Raw genomic sequence first — 15,328 nt, forward strand, 5'->3', positions numbered from 1 at the left:
GACTATATCGATCGCGCGAACCTTTGCAAACGCCGAGCGCCTTCGGACGCCCGGGGCCGCCGCAGCCGCCGTTCCCCCCGCCCCGCGCCCGTGCTAAGGCGCTCCCCCGAGCCCGCCAGCCCCGAGCCGAGACCGACGCCGTGACCGACACGCCCTCCTCAGCCGACTTCGCCCGCCTCGCGGACCGCCTCGACGCCCTGATCGCGCTCGTGGCCCGCGCCGTTCCCCCCGCCCCGGTCCGGCCGGACCTCGCGGCGGCGGACGCCTTCGTGTGGCACCCCCTCGGCGAGCGCCTGCAGCCCGTGCCGCGGGTCAACCGGGTGGAGATGACCCTCCTGCAGGGCATCGACCGCGCCCGCGACATCCTCCTCGACAACACCGAGCGCTTCGCCCGAGGCCTGCCGGCCAACAACGCCCTCCTGTGGGGCGCGCGCGGCATGGGCAAGTCCTCGCTGGTCAAGGCGGCGCACGAGACCGTCAACCAGCGCCTGCGCGCGGAGGGTCGGGAGACGCTGAAGCTCATCGAAATCCACCGCGAGGACATCGAGAGCCTGCCCGCCCTCATGTCCCTCCTGCGCGACGATCCCCGACGGGTGGTCATCTTCTGCGACGACCTCTCCTTCGACGGCGACGACACGTCCTACAAGTCCCTGAAGGCCGTCCTGGAGGGCGGCATCGAGGGCCGGCCCTCGAACGTCGTCTTCTACGCCACCTCCAACCGCCGCCATCTCCTGCCGCGCGACATGATGGAGAACGAGCGCTCGACCGCGATCAACCCCGGAGAGGCCGTCGAGGAAAAGGTGTCGCTCTCCGACCGCTTCGGGCTCTGGCTCGGCTTCCACAAGTGCAGCCAGGACGACTACCTTGCCATGGTGCGCGGCTACGCGGCCCATTTCGGCCTCGTCGTCGAAGACGCCGAGCTCGTCCGCGACAGCCTCGAATGGTCGACCACCCGCGGCTCCCGTTCCGGCCGTACCGCCTGGCAATATATCCAAGACCTCGCCGGCCGCCTCGGCACGGCGATCGACGCCTGAGAGCGCGCCCCGGAAAAGCAGAGAGGCGGCGGGGGCCTTTCCTGGGACCCTGGTCGCCGCCTCGATGGCCCGCCCGGGTCGCCCCGGGCCGGGAAGCTCAGTTGTTGGCGAGGAGCTGCTTCGGATCGACCGGGCGCTGCCCCTTGCGGATCTCGAAGTGGAGCTGGGGCTGGCTGACGCCGCCGGTGGCGCCGGCCCGCGCGATGATCTGGCCGCGGGTGATCTTCTCGCCGCGCGCGACCAGGAGCTCGCTGGCATGCGCATAGGCGGTGACCCACCCGTCCGAGTGGCGGACGAGCACGAGGTTGCCGTAGCCCTTGAGCTCGTTGCCCGAGTAGATCACCTCGCCGTCCTCGGCCGCCTTGATGGACGTGCCTTCCGGGACCGCCAGGTTGATGCCGTCGTTGCGCTCGCCGTTGGCGGTGCCGAATTCCTTGATCACCCGGCCGCGCACGGGCCAGCGGAACGAGGGCTGGCCGCTCTTGGCGGAGCCGCGCGCGGCCTCGTCGTCGCTGCCGGTCTTGGTCAGGTTGCCGACCATCGCCTCCGGCTCCGCCTTGGAGATCGAGGCGGTCTGGTCGAGCTTGGCGGGCGCGTAGCTCGAGGCCGGCGGCGCCTTCACGGGCTCCGGCGCCTTGGCGACGACCTGAGGCTGCGGGGCGACCCCGGCCGGCGCCGGGGCCTGGGCGACCGGCGTGGCGGGCCTTGCAGGGGTTCCGGGCTGCGCCGCGACGGTCGGCTGGACGGCAGCGACCCGGGTCGGGGCGCCGGCCGGCACGGTGATGCGCTGGCCCGGCCGGATCGCGTCCGACTTCAGGCTGTTCGCCTGCATGAGCTTGGCCTTGGTCGTCCCGTAGCTGGCCGCAATGCGGTCGAGCGTGTCGCCCGGCCGGACCACGTGGGGCGCGGAGGCCGCCGCGAAGGGGGCCGGCTGAGCGGCCGGGGCGGTCGCGACGGGCGGCGCCGCGAGCTTGCCCTTGACGGCCGGCGCAGGCACCGTCGCGGTGACGGCCGGCGGCTTCAGCACGTTGGCGACCGGCGGCTGCGCAGCCGCCGCGGCGTTGTAGGTCGGAATGACGATCTGCTGGCCCGGGTAGACGCGGGACGGATCGGCGATGTTGTTGGCCGACAGGATCGCCGCCGCCGGCACGCCGTAGCGGCGCGACAGCGTGTCCACCGTCTCTCCGCTCTGCAGCGTGACGGTCGAGCCGGAGCCGGTCCAGCCGTTGGGCGAGCCGACGGTCGGCTGCACTGCGGCGGCGCGCGGGGGCTGGTAGGTCGGGGCGGGCGGCGGCGTGTAGGCCGGCGCGGTCGGGGGCGGCAGCATCGTCTGCTGGACCGGGGCGGTGCCGCCGCCGATCGAGCCCGTCGTGTCGCCCTGCCCTGCCGGGGCCGGCTGCCCGGACAGGATCGTCCGCTGGTTCGCCGTGCTGCCCGTGAAGGTCGGGATGTCGCCCAGCCGGGAGACGTCGGAACTGCAGCCTGCCGCAGCCAGCGAGGCCAAGGCGACGAACGCCACGTGGCTCAACGTCGAGGACCGGAAACTCGAGAGCATACGCATCGCCCAACCCACTCACGCGCACCAAACCAATGCGCATGATTAAGCCCGGCTAACGTTGACAAAGGCTTAAGCGCCCCGCCGAATTCGACGCGAACCGCGCGGGGCCCGTTGGCGTCTTCTTCGCAAATCCGCGGATTCCGCAGCGCCGGCCGGCGCGGATCGGTTAAGGGCGCCGCAATTCCGCCCGAGGCCTTACCGGCCCGCCCTCAGAGCGTCTGCGCCCGTCCGGGCACGAGCGGAACGGCGCGGATCTCCCCGAGGTCCTCCTCGACGAGGCCCCGATCTCCGCGCGTCAGGCGGAGGAGCCGTTGCGGCGCGCCCGCCGCCCCGACCGGCATCACCAGCGCGCCCTCGGGCCGCAGTTGCTCGAGGAGCGCGGCCGGCACCTCCGGGGCCGAACCCGAGACCAGGATGCGGTCGAAGGGCGCATGGTCGGGCCAGCCCAGGAATCCGTCCCCGACCGCCGCGACGACGTTGCCGGCCCGCAGCGCCGCGAAGCGCTCCACGGCGAGTTCGACCAGCGTCCGGTAGCGGTCGAGCGTGAACACTGTGCCGGCGATCCGGGCGATGACGGCCGCCATGTAGCCGGAGCCGGTGCCGACCTCCAGAACGCGCTGGCCCGGCGCGGGCCCGAGCGCCTGCAGCAGGGTCCCGACGGTCGACGGCGCCGGGATGGTCTGCCCGCACTCGATCGCCAGCGGCCGGTCGTTGAGCGCGCGATGCCGGTCCTCGGCGGTGACGAAGAGCTTGCGCGGCACCTGCTCGATGGCGCCGAGCACGGTCATGTCCCTGAGCCCGCGCACGCGCAGGCCGAGGATGAGCCGGGCGAGCCGCACCCGCTCCTCCTCGTCGAGGGACAGGATCGAGGGGTCGATCGGCGGGCGGTAGGCGTCGCTCATCGCAGGGGGGCTCCGGCAGGCCCCGCGATATGCGCAAAGCCCGGCCGATGACTCAAGCGTCGCCGCGCTTTCCGCGCATCGAGATCTGCTTGCGCGCCGACCGCCGTTCGCGCCGTCCGGCCGGCGGCGCCGGCAGGAGCGAATCGACCGCCCACGGCCCGCCGCCGTAGGCGACGAGCGCCAGGGCCATCGCGGCCCAGGTGATGTGGATCGCCCAGCCCTCCGGGACCGTGAGCTGAATCACAGCGGTCATGACCAGCATGGCGAGCGCCACGAACCGGGTCAGCACCCCGAGCACGAGCAGGATCGGCAGGACGATCTCCGCCGCCGACACGATCCAGGCCGTCGCGAGCGGGAACGGGAACGGCACCATGAGGCCGAAGAGATGGAGCCGGAACTCCTCCGTGAACACGTATTTCGCCCCGGTCGACAGAGCGAAGCCGTCCCAGCGCGTCAGGCCGGACAGGAAGAAGGGCGTGGCGAGCCCCAGCCGCAGCAGGAGCTGCGTGACCTCGGTCGGCGTCTGGGCGAGCAGGCCGTTGTACTTCCGGAAGAGGCGGAGCATGGACGCCCTCGTGTCGGTGGATCGGGGTCGACCTTGTTGGAACCGGGACTGTGATTCAAGCGGGGGCCGTCTCCTCGACGGCCGCGAACAACCCCGCCGCGAGGAGCCCCACCAGCGACCGGCCGAAATCGAAGGCCTCGTCGGCCGAAAACCCTTGCTCGGCGGCGGCCGCCAGGCTGGCGCCGCCGAGCAGGCCGGCCAGGAAGGCCGCGTCGGCCCGCGGGATCACCCTCGCCGAGACCTCCGCCCCGGGCCGTGTCACGGCGACCGATTCGGCCGACCATACCGTCGGCGGCACGACCGTGTCGCCCTGGTGCGCCTGCCAGATCGAGCCGACGGGGTGCTCGGAGACGACCAGCGCCGCCGCCGGGTGCGGCCTCAATCGAACCGCCCCGAGCCGCTCCGGCGCGATCCCGGACAGCGCCTGCGGGCCGATCGCCTCCGCCTCGGCCGCGTGGTAGGCGCGCAGCCAGGCGACCTCCAGCCGCGCCACGTCGGCGAGATAGGGAAGCCCGGCGGCAGGGGGAAAGCCGGCGACGAAGGCGGGGAAGTCGCCGCCGTATCGGAACAGGAGCGGCGAGGCCGGCTTCGTGCGCGCCACGTAGACGCGCGCCAAGCCGCGGAAGAACTCCTCGCCCACCAGCCGGAGCGTCACCGGGAAGGCGGCCTCGAGCGCACCGACGAGACCGACCGCCACGTTGTTCCGGTAGACCGCGAAGCGGACCGGGTCCGCCCGCCCGTCGCGGGTCGTGAGGCCCGCCGGCACGGGACCGGCGGGCTCGTCGAGGGCGGCCGAGAAGGCCGCGCGGAAGTCGGTCGCCATGCGTCAGGCGCTCCGCCGCATCGTCGGCGCCGCGGCGCGCGCCATGGCCGCCTCCGCCCGCCGCGCCTCCGCTACGAGCACCGGCAGGTCCGGCACGTCATTGTCCCATTCGACGAGGGTCGGCACCGGCCCGCTCCGGGCCAGCACGGCCTCGTAGAGCCGGAACACGTCCGGCTTCACCGCGGACCCGTGCGCGTCGATCAGGAGCCGCGCCCCGGCCCCGTCCACCGTCTCGTCGTAGCCGGCGAGGTGGATCTCGCCGACGAGGTCGAGGGGAAAGCGCGCCACGATGTCGAACGGGTCGAGCCCGTGGTTGACCGCCGAGACGACCACGTTGTTGACGTCGAGCAGCAGCCCGCAGCCCGTCCGGCGGGCGACCTCGGCCAGGAAGTCCACCTCGTCGATCGTGCTCTGCGCGAAGACCAGGTAGGTCGACGGGTTCTCCAGGAGCATGCGCAGCCCGAGACGGTCCTGCACCTCGGCCACATGCTCCGCCACCGTCGTGAGGGTCGCGGGCGTGTAGGGCAGCGGCAGCAGGTCGTTGAGGTAGCCCGTGTCGTGGGTCGACCACGCCAGATGCTCGGAGAAGCTCTCCGGCCGGTAGAGGTCGACGAGCCGCCGCAGGCGGTCGAGGTGCTCGCGGTCGAGCGGGCCCGGCGCGCCGATCGACAGGCCCACCCCGTGCAGCGACAGGGGGTAGCGCTCGCGGATCGCGGCGAGGTGGCGGTGCGGCGGCCCACCCTCCCCCATGTAGTTCTCTGCGTGGATCTCGAAGAAGCCGACGTCCGGCGCATCCTCCAGGACGGCGCGGGCGTACTGCGGCTTCAGGCCGATGCCGGCGCGGGCAGGCAGCGCGCGAGCGTTCGGGGTCGCGTCCGGCATGGCGGCGTCTCCGGGGAGAAGCGAACGGGGCGTCCGGGCTCGCGGACGCCCCGGCGGGGGCTCAGCCCTTCGGCAGGTCGCGCTTCAGCGGCTCCAGCGAGCCGACCCGGCCGTCGGGCAGCTTCATGCTCATGCAGGTGCCCTTCGGGACCGCCTTCCACGCATTGCCCTGGTAGTCGATCTTGGAGGTCCCGGAACAGGTCGTGCCCGGGCCGGCCGCGCAGTCGTTCTGGCCCTTCAGGGCGATCCCGTAGCACTTCTCGTTCTCCTGCGCCTGGGCCGGCGCGGCAAGGCCGGAAAGCGCGGTGGCGAGCGAGCCCGCGAGGGCCAGGGACAGGGTGCGGGTGGTCATGGTCGAGCTCCGAGGCTGTTGAGGGTGTCCGACCGACCCGCAAGCAGCGGGCCGATACCGTTCTATTCGGGACGCTCACGCCTCAGGTTACCGGCCCCCCCGCCGCACACGCAAGCGTGATCCCGGCGGCCCGCTGACACGAAAAAGCCCCCGGCGCCGCTCGGCTCCGGGGGCTTCGGCCCGCGCGCGGCGGACGTGACGGTCAGCCGACGATCTCGCTGTCGGAGAAGAAGAAGTAGATCTCCTCGGCGGCGGTCTCCGGGGCGTCCGAGCCGTGCACCGAATTCTCGCCGATCGACAGGGCGAACTCCTTGCGGATCGTGCCCTCCGCGGCGTTGGCCGGGTTGGTGGCGCCCATCACTTCGCGGTTCTTGGCGATGGCGTTCTCGCCCTCGAGCACCTGCACGACGACCGGCCCGGACGACATGAACTCGGTGAGTTCGCCGAAGAAGGGACGCTCCTTGTGCACGGCGTAGAACTGCTGGGCCTGACGCAGGCTCATCCAGATCCGCTTGGAGGCGACCACGCGCAGGCCCGCGGCCTCGAGCTTGGCGGTGATCGCGCCCGTCAGGTTGCGGCGGGTCGCGTCGGGCTTGATCATCGAGAAGGTGCGTTCGATCGCCATGGGTCGTCCTCGCGTGCGATGCGGAAAAGGTGGCGGGCTTATAGCGCGGCCCTCCGCCCGCGCCAAGCCCGAGCCGGCCCCCTGGCGGGGGCCGGCAGGGGCAGTAGGCAGTGGGCAGTAGGGAGTAGTGACTTGGGCGGCCCCCTCTGGGTAGGGCGGATCCCGTCGGCTCCCTATCCCCTGCTCACTGCCTACTGCCCGCTGCGTCCTACTGCCTAATCGCGACTGCCGCCCAAAAACAAAGAGGGCGCGGTCTCCCGCACCCCCTGACACCATGCAACGGCCAGCGCCGTCTCAGTTCGTCGGCACCGTCTCGCTCGACTTTTCCGGCGGATTCGGGTGGCCCGGGTCCTCGGGCGTGTTGACGAGCGTCATCTCGGCCATGTCGCCCTCGCGCTCCCGCACCGTGAAGCTCGGGATCACGACGTTCTTGGCGACGACGGTGGTGTTGTTCACCGGGTCGGAGCGGTAGACGAGGTTGCCGGACGGGTCGCGGAACTCAACCACCGCACCCTTCGGCCCGATCAGCTCCACATGGCTGACCACCGCCGCGGGATCGATGTCGGAATAGCTGAGGATCGGCTTCGCCGCGGGCGCGACACGGTCGCCCCGGTACGCGGCGACGACCCCGACGGTCGCGCTTACCGACCCGAGGGCCACGACGCCCACGACGGCCCCGGCTACGAAGCCGGCAACCATCATCTTGTATTCGCTACGCATTGGATGCCTCCCTCGGCATTACACCTGGGGGCGGAAAACTCGCTGCGTCCTGCCATCTATTTTTCAACGACGGACGCTCCTATTCGTCCGGCGCCGGCAGGCTCGCCTATCCGCTCACTCTAGTAAGGGAATATAGCGCAGGAGCGTTACATCCCGTTTGCCTGAAACGCTCAACTTGTTTCAAGGTTGCGTGAAATGTTTCGATCCGGTTAATTTTTCCGATCTCGATCCGTCAAATTACGAGGATGTGGCCCGCCTCGCCGCTCCTACTCCCGGTCCCCGTCCGGCACGAACATGTAGCCCGCCCCCCGGATCGTGCGGATCACCTTGGGATTGGCGGGATCCGGCTCGATTTTCTTGCGGATGCGGGTGACGCGCACGTCGATCGCCCGGTCGAAAGCGTCCGGGTCGCGGGCGTTGGCGAGGTCGAGCAGCCGCTCGCGCGACAGGACGCGGTTGGGGTTTTCCGCAAAGGCCTTGAGCAGGTTGAACTCGGACGCGGTGATCAGCACCTCCCCCTCCGCGCCGCCCCGCAGGTGCCGGGTCTCCATGTTCAGCCAGCGCGTGCCGAAGCGAACCTCCTGCGCCTTCTGCTGTGCCGGGGCCTCGCGGGCGGCCGCCTGCGCGGCCGCGCGCCTGAGCACGCTGCGGATGCGCGCCACCAGCTCGCGCAGCTCCGCCGGCTTGGCGATGTAGTCGTCGGCCCCGAGCTCGAGCCCGACGATCCGGTCGATCGGGCTCGCGGTCGCGGTCAGCATGATGATCGGGACCTGGACGGCCTTCTCCTTCAGCGACCGGATGATCGACAGCCCGTCCTCCTCCGGCATGTTGAGGTCGAGCACGATCAGGTCCGGCGTCTTCTTGGCGAGCGCCTCGCGCAGGGCCTGTCCGCCCGACAGCGGCGCCACCTCGAAGCCGTGCAGCTTCAGGTAGTCGGCGACGGTCTCGCGGGTGGCCTTGTCGTCGTCGACGATGGCGATCTGCGGAGCCTGCGTCATGCCTCGGGTCCCTTTTCGCCGCGCGCCCGGAGCGGCAGATGGATCGCGAACGTGGTGCCCTGCCCGGGTCCGGCGCTGTAGGCCTGGATCTTGCCCCCGTGGAGGGCGACGATGTGCTTGGCGATCGAGAGCCCCAGCCCGGTCGAGCCTTCGCCGCCGGTCGGCTTCGCCGACAGCCGCTGGAAACGTCCGAACAGCCGCCCGAGATCCTCCGGCGACAGCCCCGGCCCTCGGTCGATGACCGACAGCCGGACCTCGTCCCCGCCCGCCTCGAGCCGGACCAGGACCGGCCCACCGATCGGCCCGTACTTGATGGCATTGGAGATCAGGTTCTCGAGGGCCTCGCGCAGGCGGTCCGGATCGGCCTCGACCCGCACCGGCGACGCCGCCTCGACCGTCAGCGTCTGCTGCTTGCGCTGCGCCATCGGCCGGTAGTCCTCGACGACGTCCTCGACGAGCGCCACCAAGTCGACCGTGTCCGGCCGGAGCCGCACGTCGAGCTGGTCGTTCATCGCGTCCTTGAGGAGCTGCTCGATCATGCGCGTCATCGACTGCGCCGGCTCGACGATGCGGGTCAGCTGGTTGCGGATCATGTCGGCGGGCACCGGGTCCCGGTCGATCAGCTCCGCGATGATCTCGGCCCGGCCGAGGATGACGCTGATAGGGTTCTTCAGGTCGTGTGCCACCATGCCCAGGATGTCGCTCTTGAAGCTGTTCGCGCGCTTCAGGATCTCGCGCTGCAAGGCCAGCCGCTCGTTGGCCGCGGTGAGGTCGCGCGTCCGTTCGGCCACGCGCCGCTCCAGCGTGCGGTTCGCCTCGGCGATCTGCTCGTAGAGGATCACGTTGTCGAACGCGATGGCGAGCTTGCCGCAGAAGACTTCGACGAGCGCACGGTCGGTGTCGGACAGGTCCTTCTCCGCCTCCAGGACCGCCACCACCTCGCGCCCGCTCCCGGTCCTCAGGTAGAGGACGGAGCGCCGGTCGAGGAACTGGTGCCGACCGACCTGGAACGCCTGGTCGACGACGCTCTTGAGGTCGGCGGAGAGCGGCTTCGGATCGACGACCAGGTCGCGGTAGACGCCCGAGCCGGCAATCACCGCATAGCCATCCCCACGTGCCCCCTGGCCCTGGCTGTCGCGCAGCACCAGGATGCCGGCGCAGTCCACCTTCAGGAGCGAGCCGATCTGGGTCAGCACCCCTTCGGCGAGCTGCTGCATCGAGGTGTGGTTGAAGAGCCGCGCGGCCGCGTCGATGATGATCTCCAGGCCGCGCCGCGTCTCCTCCATGCGCTGGAGCTGCTGGTAGGACCGGAGCGCGGCGGTCAGGGCCGTGAACAGCTTGTCGGCCGTGAGCTCGGTCTTCGCCTTGTAGTCGTTGATATCGTAATCGACGATGACCCGCCGCTCCGGCGCCTGCCCCGGCTGGCCGGTGCGCAGGATGATCCGCACCATGTCGTTCTTGAGGGTGTTGCGGATGAAGTCCACGAGGTCGAGCCCGGCGCTGTCGGTCTCCATGACCACGTCGAGCAGGATCACGGCGAGGTCGGGATGCTGGAGCACCAGCCGCCGCCCCTCCTCCGCCGAATGCGCCGAGATGATCTCGATGCCCTGCCCGTTCAGCGAGTAGTCGTAGAGCGCGAAGCGGGTGCCGTCGTGCACGGCGGGTTCGTCGTCGATGATCGCCACCTTCCAGGCGCGCTCGACGGGGCTGACGGGCGGTTCCTCGCCGTCGTCGAGGAAGACGACGAGCTCGTCACTGGACATGCGCGTTCACCATCTCCTTGCGGGACGCGGCCGCGATCGGGTCCACGGCCTCGATGTCGTCGTTGTCCATCGGCGTCACCACCGGCATCACGATCCGGAACGTTGTTCCCTTGCCCCCCGCGGATTCGAGCGTGATGCGCCCGCCGAAGCGGTGGTGCACGATATTGTAGACGATGTGCAGACCCAAGCCCGTTCCCCCCCTGCCTCGCTTGGTCGTGAAGAAGGGCTCGAAGGCCCGCCGCTGCGCCTCCTCGGTCATGCCCATGCCGTTGTCCGCGAAGGTCACCTCGACGCTGTCCTCCCCGATCCTGCGGGCGGCGATGCGGATCTCGCCCTCCTCGCCCTCCGGGAAGGCATGCGCCAGGGTGTTCATGAAGAGATTGGTGATCACCTGCCCGTAGGGGCCCGGATAGCTGTCCATCTTGATGCCCTCCGGCAGGTCGACGGTCAGCGTATGCCGGTACTTGCGCAGCGTCGGCTTCAGGCTCGCCAGGATCTGCTCGGTGGATTCCTTGAGGTCGAAGAAGCGTCGGTCCGCGTGCGTCCGGTCGACGGCCACCTGCTTGAAGGACTGCACCAGCTCGCCAGCCCGGCTGAGGTTGGAGACGAGCTGGCCGGCCGCCTCGCGCACGCCGCCGACGAACTCCATCAGCCGCGACTTGCGCAGCGCCCCCGTCTCGAGCTCCGCCTCGAAGGCCTCGCTGCGCCGGTCGAGCGTCGAGGCGACCGTCAGGCTGATGCCGACCGGATTGTTGACCTCGTGCGCCACGCCCGCCACCAGACCGCCGATCGCCGCGAGCTTCTCGGCCTCCACCAGGTTCTCCTGCGCCTCCCGCAGTTCGGCGAGCGCGGTCTCCGCCGCCTCCTTGGCGGCGCGCAACTCGTCTTCCGCGCGCCGGCGGTCGGTCACGTCGTAGTGCCAGAAGATGTGCGCCGGCCGCCCGTCGAACTCGATCGGCCGGACCTCCATCAGGCACCACCAGGCCTGCCCGCCCGTGCGGCGCATGCGCACCTCCCAGCCGGAAACGAGCCCGTGGCGCTTGACGGCGTCGGAGAGGCGCACCGCGTCGGCCGCGTTGGCGAAGCTCTCGTGGAACAGCCGGCGCACGTCCGCGCGGTCGTCCCCGAGCCCGAACAGGGCCTCGTACTTGCGGTTCGCGTAGAGCCGGTGGCCGCCTTCCGCCGACACGATCGAGATGCCGATCGGGCTCGTCTCCAGGATGCCGCGCCAGCGCCGCTCCTGCGCCTCCCGTTCCAGCTCCACGTGGCGCTTGGCGATGACGTTCTCCCGGAAGACCTCGACGGCCCGCGCCATGGCGCCGATCTCGTCGCGCGCCGCGAGCCCCCGGATGATTCGCTCGTAGTCTCCCTCCACGATCGCCCGCATGGTGCTGCCGAGTTCCTGCAGCGGCTGCAGGATGGAGCGCGCCACCGCCCAGCTGGCCAGCAGGCTGACCGCGAGGAAGGCGAGCCCGACCAGGAAGTAGCGCTGCGTGACCGTCACGAGCGCGTTGTCGAACTGGGCCTGGGCGGCGCTCTCCCGGCCGCGGATGCGGATCGACAGCCGGTCGATGGTCGCCGCCATGGCGGCCTGGTTGCCGTCGATCGCCGCGACCAGGAAGCGGGATTGCTGGTCGAAGCTCGCCGCGAGCTTCTCCAGGCTGACCCTGAGGGCGGCCGCCCGCGGCACCAGGCGCGCGAGGGCCTGCCGCTGCAGCGGCGCCTCCGACAGGTCGACCATGACCGGGATGGTCCGCTCGATGGTGGCGAGGTGCTCCCGGGCGCTCTTGAGGGACTCGGGATTGCGCGAGAGATAGTAGGCGTTCGCGTCGACCAGGGTCTGCGAGAAGGACTCGCGCGACTTGCCGAGCGCCGGCCAGATCAGCGACTTGTTGTTGTCCGTCGCGGAATCGATGATGGCGTAGAGCCCCGCCATGTCGGTCGCCGCCTTGAGGAACTCCGTCTCGTAGACGGAGCGGATGCGCACGTTGACGTCCCTGAGGGCGTCGAAGCCGACCAGGAATCGCGTGGTGATCTCCGCCACCGCGTTGAGCTCGGCCGCGATGTCGCTCTCCGCCACCCGCGCCCCGCGCAGCCGCGACAGGAGCTCGTCCTGCCGCCGGACGATCTCGGCCAGCACGTCCGGCGTCGGCCGGTTGAAGTATCGGTGGATGAGCGACTGCAGCCGTCCCGCCTCAGTGTCGACCTCCACCAGCAGGCGTTCGTAGCCGCGGATGCGGTTGAGTTCGTTCCAGGACGAGGTGATGTCGATCGAGCCGCGCCAGATGAGCAGGCCGAAGACCAGGATGCCGATCGCGTTGATGGCGACGATGAGGAAGATGCGCCAGCCGATCGGCAGCCGGCGGAGGAGGCGCGCCCAGGCGGACTCCCGCCCGGCCGGTCCGACGGATCCGGCCGGGAGCCCGGCGCTCGGTGCGGCTGCCTCGGATGCCATCGGGCGACGGTCACTCCAGCTTTCGGATGCGCTCGATCAGGGCCTGCATGCGCGGATCCGTGACGAAACGGTCGTACACCGGCTGCATCGCCGCCGCGAAGGCTTTCTTGTCGACATCGGTGACGATCACGGCCCCCGCCTCCTTCGCCGCCTTCTGCGACCGCTCCTCCCACTCCGACCACTGCGCCCGCATGAAGCGGCTCGACTCCCGCGCCGCCGCCTTGAAGATCGCACGGTCCGTCTCGTCGAGCGATTGCCAGGCCCGCGCCGACATGACCAGCACCTCCGGGGTCATGACGTGCTCGGTCAGCGAATAGAACCGGGCATGCCGCATGTGGTCGGTGGTCACGTAGGACGGCCAGTTGTTCTCCGCGCCGTCGACGATCCCGGTGGCGAGGCCGGTCAGCACCTGCCCGTAGGGCAGCGGCACGGCGTCGGCCCCGAGGGCGCTGATCATCGCCACCATCTGGTCGGACTGCTGCACGCGGATGCGCAGGCCCTTGAGGTCCGCGGGCGTGCGCAGGGGCCGGACGGCGTTGTAGATCGAGCGGGCGCCGGAGTCGTAGAAGGCGAGGCCGACGAAGCCGTAGGGCTCGAAGCCCGCCAGGATCTCCTCCCCGATCGGCCCGTCGATGACCCGGTGCATGTGCTCGACGGACCGGAAGAGATAGGGCAGCGCCAGCAGGCCCGCCTCGGGCACCAGGCCCGTGAAGGGCGCCGCGCTCGACCGGTTGAGGTCGATCGCCCCGACCCGCGTCTGCTCGATCGTCTCCTTCTCCTCGCCCAGCTGCCGAGAGTGGAAGACCTTGATCGAGTGCCGGCCGCCGCTCTTCTCCTGCACGATCCAGTCCATGACCAGCAGGGCCTGGACGGTCGGATAGTCGAAGGCCTGCGTGTCGGCGGCCCGGAACTCCCGCCCGGCAGCAGGGACGACGATCCCCGCGAGCACGGCCAGAGCCAGCATCGCGACCCGTAGAAAGCCCATGTCCCCGCCTCCCGTTCCCGGCCCCGGACCATGCCCGGCGAGTGAACGACGACCGCGTCCGGCCCGTCAAGGGAAGCAAGCCGCAGCCTGGACCGCGACTCCGGCCGCTCGACTGCCCGAACCTCTCCCCCGCATCCCCGGACAAGACGCGCGGGCGCCGCGGATGCGGGTCCGGCGCCCGCGGCAGCCGGCGGCTCGGCTGTTCAGGATTCCGAACACGATGCCGGCTGGCATCGGCCGCCCCTGAACGAGTGTTCAATTCCCGTCACGGCACATTGTGCATTGCACAATTCCACCCCGGCCGGGTCCCGGGACGGCATCCGTCGCCGGCTCGCCTCGACATCCGGCGTGGCTGGGGCTATGTGCGGGGGGCGAGGCCCGGGCCGCCGCCGCGCACCCTGGGGAGGGACATGATGATCGAAGCCGACCGTTCCCGCTGGTTCGTCACCACCGAGTGGCTCGCGGCGCATCTCGACGCCCCGGACGTGGTCGTCGTCGACGCCTCCTGGTACCTGCCCACGATGAACCGGGACGGCGCGGCGGAGTATGCCGCAGCCCACATCCCCGGCGCGGTGCATTTCGACCTCGACAAGGTCAAGGACGAGACGAACCCCCTGCCCCACATGCTGCCGTCGCCCGAGGCCTTCGCGTCGGCGGTCCGCAAGCTCGGCATCGGGGACGGCATGCGCATTGTCGTCTACGACGGCATCGGCCTCTTCTCGGCGCCGCGCGTCTGGTGGACCTTCCGGGTCTTCGGCGCGCGCGACGTCTGCATCCTGGAAGGCGGCTTCCCGAAATGGCGCGCGGAGGGCCGCCCGGTCTCCGACGAGGCGGTCGTCCGCCAGCCGCGCCACTTCACCGCGCGCATGGACCACGGCATGGTCCGCGACGTCGAGGACGTGAAGCGCGCCCTCGCCTCCGGCTCCGCCCAGGTGGTGGACGCGCGGCCGGCCGATCGCTTCCGCGGCGAGGCCCCCGAACCCCGGCCGGGCCTCTCCTCGGGCCACATGCCCGGCGCCCTCAACGTCCCCTTCGCGGCGATCGTCGCGGACGGCAAGCTGCGCAGCCCCGAAAGCCTGGCCGAGACCTTCGCGGCCGCCGGCGTCGACCCGGCGAGGCCGGTGATCACGACCTGCGGGTCGGGCGTGTCGGCGGCGATCCTCTGGCTCGCGCTCGAGTCCATGGGCCACAACCGGCTCGGCCTCTACGACGGCTCCTGGACCGAGTGGGCGAGCCGGGACGACACCGAGATCGTCTCCGGCCCGGCCTGACCCGGCGCCCGCGTCAGCGATGGAGCGCCGCGCGCACCATCTCGCCGCTCGCCGGCTCGTAGGTGAGTTCGACGGGGAAGCCGCTGTCGTTGACAGCGACGATCACGGTGCAGCGGTGCTCGCGCTCGGTCTCGAGCACGCGGTAGCCCATGGATTCCAGCTTCGCCTGCAGCGTTCCCGTGGACACCGCGGCGGTGCCGGCGGCGGGCGCGGGGCAGCGCGGGCCGTCCGCCCGGGCCGGCAGGACGAAGGCGCCGAGGGCGAGGCCGGCGGCGAGGAGGGCGGTCAGGGTGCGGGTCGTCATGGCATGTCTCCTGCTTGGGCGTTGTCGATGCGGAGCATGATGACCCAGGCGGGCTGAAGCGCCGCTGGCACTCGATGTCAGTCTTCTGTCA

The 15,328-nt window shown here is 70.9% G+C and carries 15 protein-coding genes; 2 read left to right on the top strand and 13 right to left on the bottom strand.

What is annotated here, in order from left to right; genetic code table 11:
* The first annotated feature begins 197 nt into the window (after positions 1-197).
* The gene (locus tag WBG79_RS14455) at positions 198-1,034 is read left to right on the top strand and encodes an ATP-binding protein (protein ID WP_443147459.1); all 837 of its coding nucleotides are present in this window, start codon (positions 198-200) and stop codon (positions 1,032-1,034) included.
* A gap of 97 nt (positions 1,035-1,131) precedes the next feature.
* On the opposite strand, the gene WBG79_RS14460 is transcribed toward WBG79_RS14455, so the two are convergent.
* The 12 genes from WBG79_RS14460 to WBG79_RS14515 form a co-directional block, all read right to left on the bottom strand.
* A complete protein-coding gene (locus tag WBG79_RS14460) occupies positions 1,132-2,553 on the bottom strand; it encodes a peptidoglycan DD-metalloendopeptidase family protein (protein ID WP_337357803.1) in 1,422 nt (473 codons plus the stop codon).
* A 248-nt stretch (positions 2,554-2,801) separates the two neighbouring features.
* Positions 2,802-3,494 carry a protein-L-isoaspartate(D-aspartate) O-methyltransferase gene (locus WBG79_RS14465; protein WP_337357804.1) on the bottom strand — a complete coding sequence of 231 codons (693 nt, stop codon included), beginning with the start codon at positions 3,492-3,494 and terminating at the stop codon, positions 2,802-2,804.
* Between the two features lie 52 nt (positions 3,495-3,546).
* A complete protein-coding gene (locus WBG79_RS14470; RefSeq protein ID WP_337357805.1) occupies positions 3,547-4,059 on the bottom strand; it encodes a DoxX family protein in 513 nt (170 codons plus the stop codon).
* Between the two features lie 55 nt (positions 4,060-4,114).
* Complete coding sequence (locus WBG79_RS14475; RefSeq protein WP_337357806.1) at positions 4,115-4,882, bottom strand: DNA-binding domain-containing protein; 768 nt, start codon at positions 4,880-4,882, stop codon at positions 4,115-4,117.
* Positions 4,883-4,885: 3 nt separating this feature from the next.
* A complete protein-coding gene (bufB, locus tag WBG79_RS14480) occupies positions 4,886-5,764 on the bottom strand; it encodes an MNIO family bufferin maturase (RefSeq protein WP_337357807.1) in 879 nt (292 codons plus the stop codon).
* A gap of 61 nt (positions 5,765-5,825) precedes the next feature.
* Positions 5,826-6,116: a BufA1 family periplasmic bufferin-type metallophore gene (locus WBG79_RS14485; RefSeq protein ID WP_337357808.1), complete on the bottom strand. Its 291-nt coding sequence runs from the start codon at positions 6,114-6,116 to the stop codon at positions 5,826-5,828.
* A gap of 202 nt (positions 6,117-6,318) precedes the next feature.
* On the bottom strand, positions 6,319-6,741 hold the full coding sequence (gene ndk, locus WBG79_RS14490) for a nucleoside-diphosphate kinase (RefSeq protein WP_337357809.1): 423 nt from the start codon (positions 6,739-6,741) through the stop codon (positions 6,319-6,321).
* A 294-nt stretch (positions 6,742-7,035) separates the two neighbouring features.
* A complete protein-coding gene (locus WBG79_RS14495; protein ID WP_337357810.1) occupies positions 7,036-7,461 on the bottom strand; it encodes a hypothetical protein in 426 nt (141 codons plus the stop codon).
* 266 nt (positions 7,462-7,727) lie between these two features.
* On the bottom strand, positions 7,728-8,459 hold the full coding sequence (locus WBG79_RS14500; protein ID WP_337357811.1) for a response regulator: 732 nt from the start codon (positions 8,457-8,459) through the stop codon (positions 7,728-7,730).
* A complete protein-coding gene (locus WBG79_RS14505; protein ID WP_337357812.1) occupies positions 8,456-10,222 on the bottom strand; it encodes an ATP-binding response regulator in 1,767 nt (588 codons plus the stop codon). The genes WBG79_RS14500 and WBG79_RS14505 overlap by 4 nt, the downstream gene beginning before the upstream one ends.
* Positions 10,212-12,677 (bottom strand): ATP-binding protein, encoded by a 2,466-nt coding sequence (locus WBG79_RS14510; RefSeq protein WP_337357813.1) that lies wholly within the window; start codon positions 12,675-12,677, stop codon positions 10,212-10,214. Before WBG79_RS14510 ends, WBG79_RS14505 begins: the two co-directional genes overlap by 11 nt.
* 10 nt (positions 12,678-12,687) lie before the next feature.
* Positions 12,688-13,662: a TRAP transporter substrate-binding protein gene (locus WBG79_RS14515; protein ID WP_443147435.1), complete on the bottom strand. Its 975-nt coding sequence runs from the start codon at positions 13,660-13,662 to the stop codon at positions 12,688-12,690.
* 413 nt (positions 13,663-14,075) lie between these two features.
* Between WBG79_RS14515 and sseA the strand changes: the two genes are divergently transcribed.
* Positions 14,076-14,933 carry a 3-mercaptopyruvate sulfurtransferase gene (gene sseA, locus WBG79_RS14520; protein WP_337357814.1) on the top strand — a complete coding sequence of 286 codons (858 nt, stop codon included), beginning with the start codon at positions 14,076-14,078 and terminating at the stop codon, positions 14,931-14,933.
* A gap of 13 nt (positions 14,934-14,946) precedes the next feature.
* Here the strand turns inward: sseA and WBG79_RS14525 are convergent, their stop codons facing one another.
* Entirely contained in the window at positions 14,947-15,237 is a 291-nt protein-coding gene (locus WBG79_RS14525; RefSeq protein WP_337357815.1) for a PepSY domain-containing protein, read from the bottom strand.
* Between the last annotated feature and the right edge of the window lie 91 nt (positions 15,238-15,328).

Source organism: Prosthecomicrobium sp. N25 (assembly GCF_037203705.1).
GTDB lineage: Bacteria > Pseudomonadota > Alphaproteobacteria > Rhizobiales > Ancalomicrobiaceae > Prosthecodimorpha.

Excerpts from the sequence above, each read along its gene's own strand:
- WBG79_RS14465 (WP_337357804.1), bottom strand. The coding sequence starts at position 3,494 with ATGAGCGACGCCTACCGCCCGCCGATCGACCCCTCGATCCTGTCCCTC.
- WBG79_RS14470 (WP_337357805.1), bottom strand. The coding sequence starts at position 4,059 with ATGCTCCGCCTCTTCCGGAAGTACAACGGCCTGCTCGCCCAGACGCCG.
- WBG79_RS14475 (WP_337357806.1), bottom strand. The coding sequence starts at position 4,882 with ATGGCGACCGACTTCCGCGCGGCCTTCTCGGCCGCCCTCGACGAGCCC.
- bufB (WP_337357807.1), bottom strand. The coding sequence starts at position 5,764 with ATGCCGGACGCGACCCCGAACGCTCGCGCGCTGCCTGCCCGCGCCGGC.
- WBG79_RS14485 (WP_337357808.1), bottom strand. The coding sequence starts at position 6,116 with ATGACCACCCGCACCCTGTCCCTGGCCCTCGCGGGCTCGCTCGCCACC.
- ndk (WP_337357809.1), bottom strand. The coding sequence starts at position 6,741 with ATGGCGATCGAACGCACCTTCTCGATGATCAAGCCCGACGCGACCCGC.
- WBG79_RS14495 (WP_337357810.1), bottom strand. The coding sequence starts at position 7,461 with ATGCGTAGCGAATACAAGATGATGGTTGCCGGCTTCGTAGCCGGGGCC.
- WBG79_RS14500 (WP_337357811.1), bottom strand. The coding sequence starts at position 8,459 with ATGACGCAGGCTCCGCAGATCGCCATCGTCGACGACGACAAGGCCACC.
- WBG79_RS14505 (WP_337357812.1), bottom strand. The coding sequence starts at position 10,222 with ATGTCCAGTGACGAGCTCGTCGTCTTCCTCGACGACGGCGAGGAACCG.
- WBG79_RS14510 (WP_337357813.1), bottom strand. The coding sequence starts at position 12,677 with ATGGCATCCGAGGCAGCCGCACCGAGCGCCGGGCTCCCGGCCGGATCC.
- WBG79_RS14515 (WP_443147435.1), bottom strand. The coding sequence starts at position 13,662 with ATGGGCTTTCTACGGGTCGCGATGCTGGCTCTGGCCGTGCTCGCGGGG.
- sseA (WP_337357814.1), top strand. The coding sequence starts at position 14,076 with ATGATCGAAGCCGACCGTTCCCGCTGGTTCGTCACCACCGAGTGGCTC.
- WBG79_RS14525 (WP_337357815.1), bottom strand. The coding sequence starts at position 15,237 with ATGACGACCCGCACCCTGACCGCCCTCCTCGCCGCCGGCCTCGCCCTC.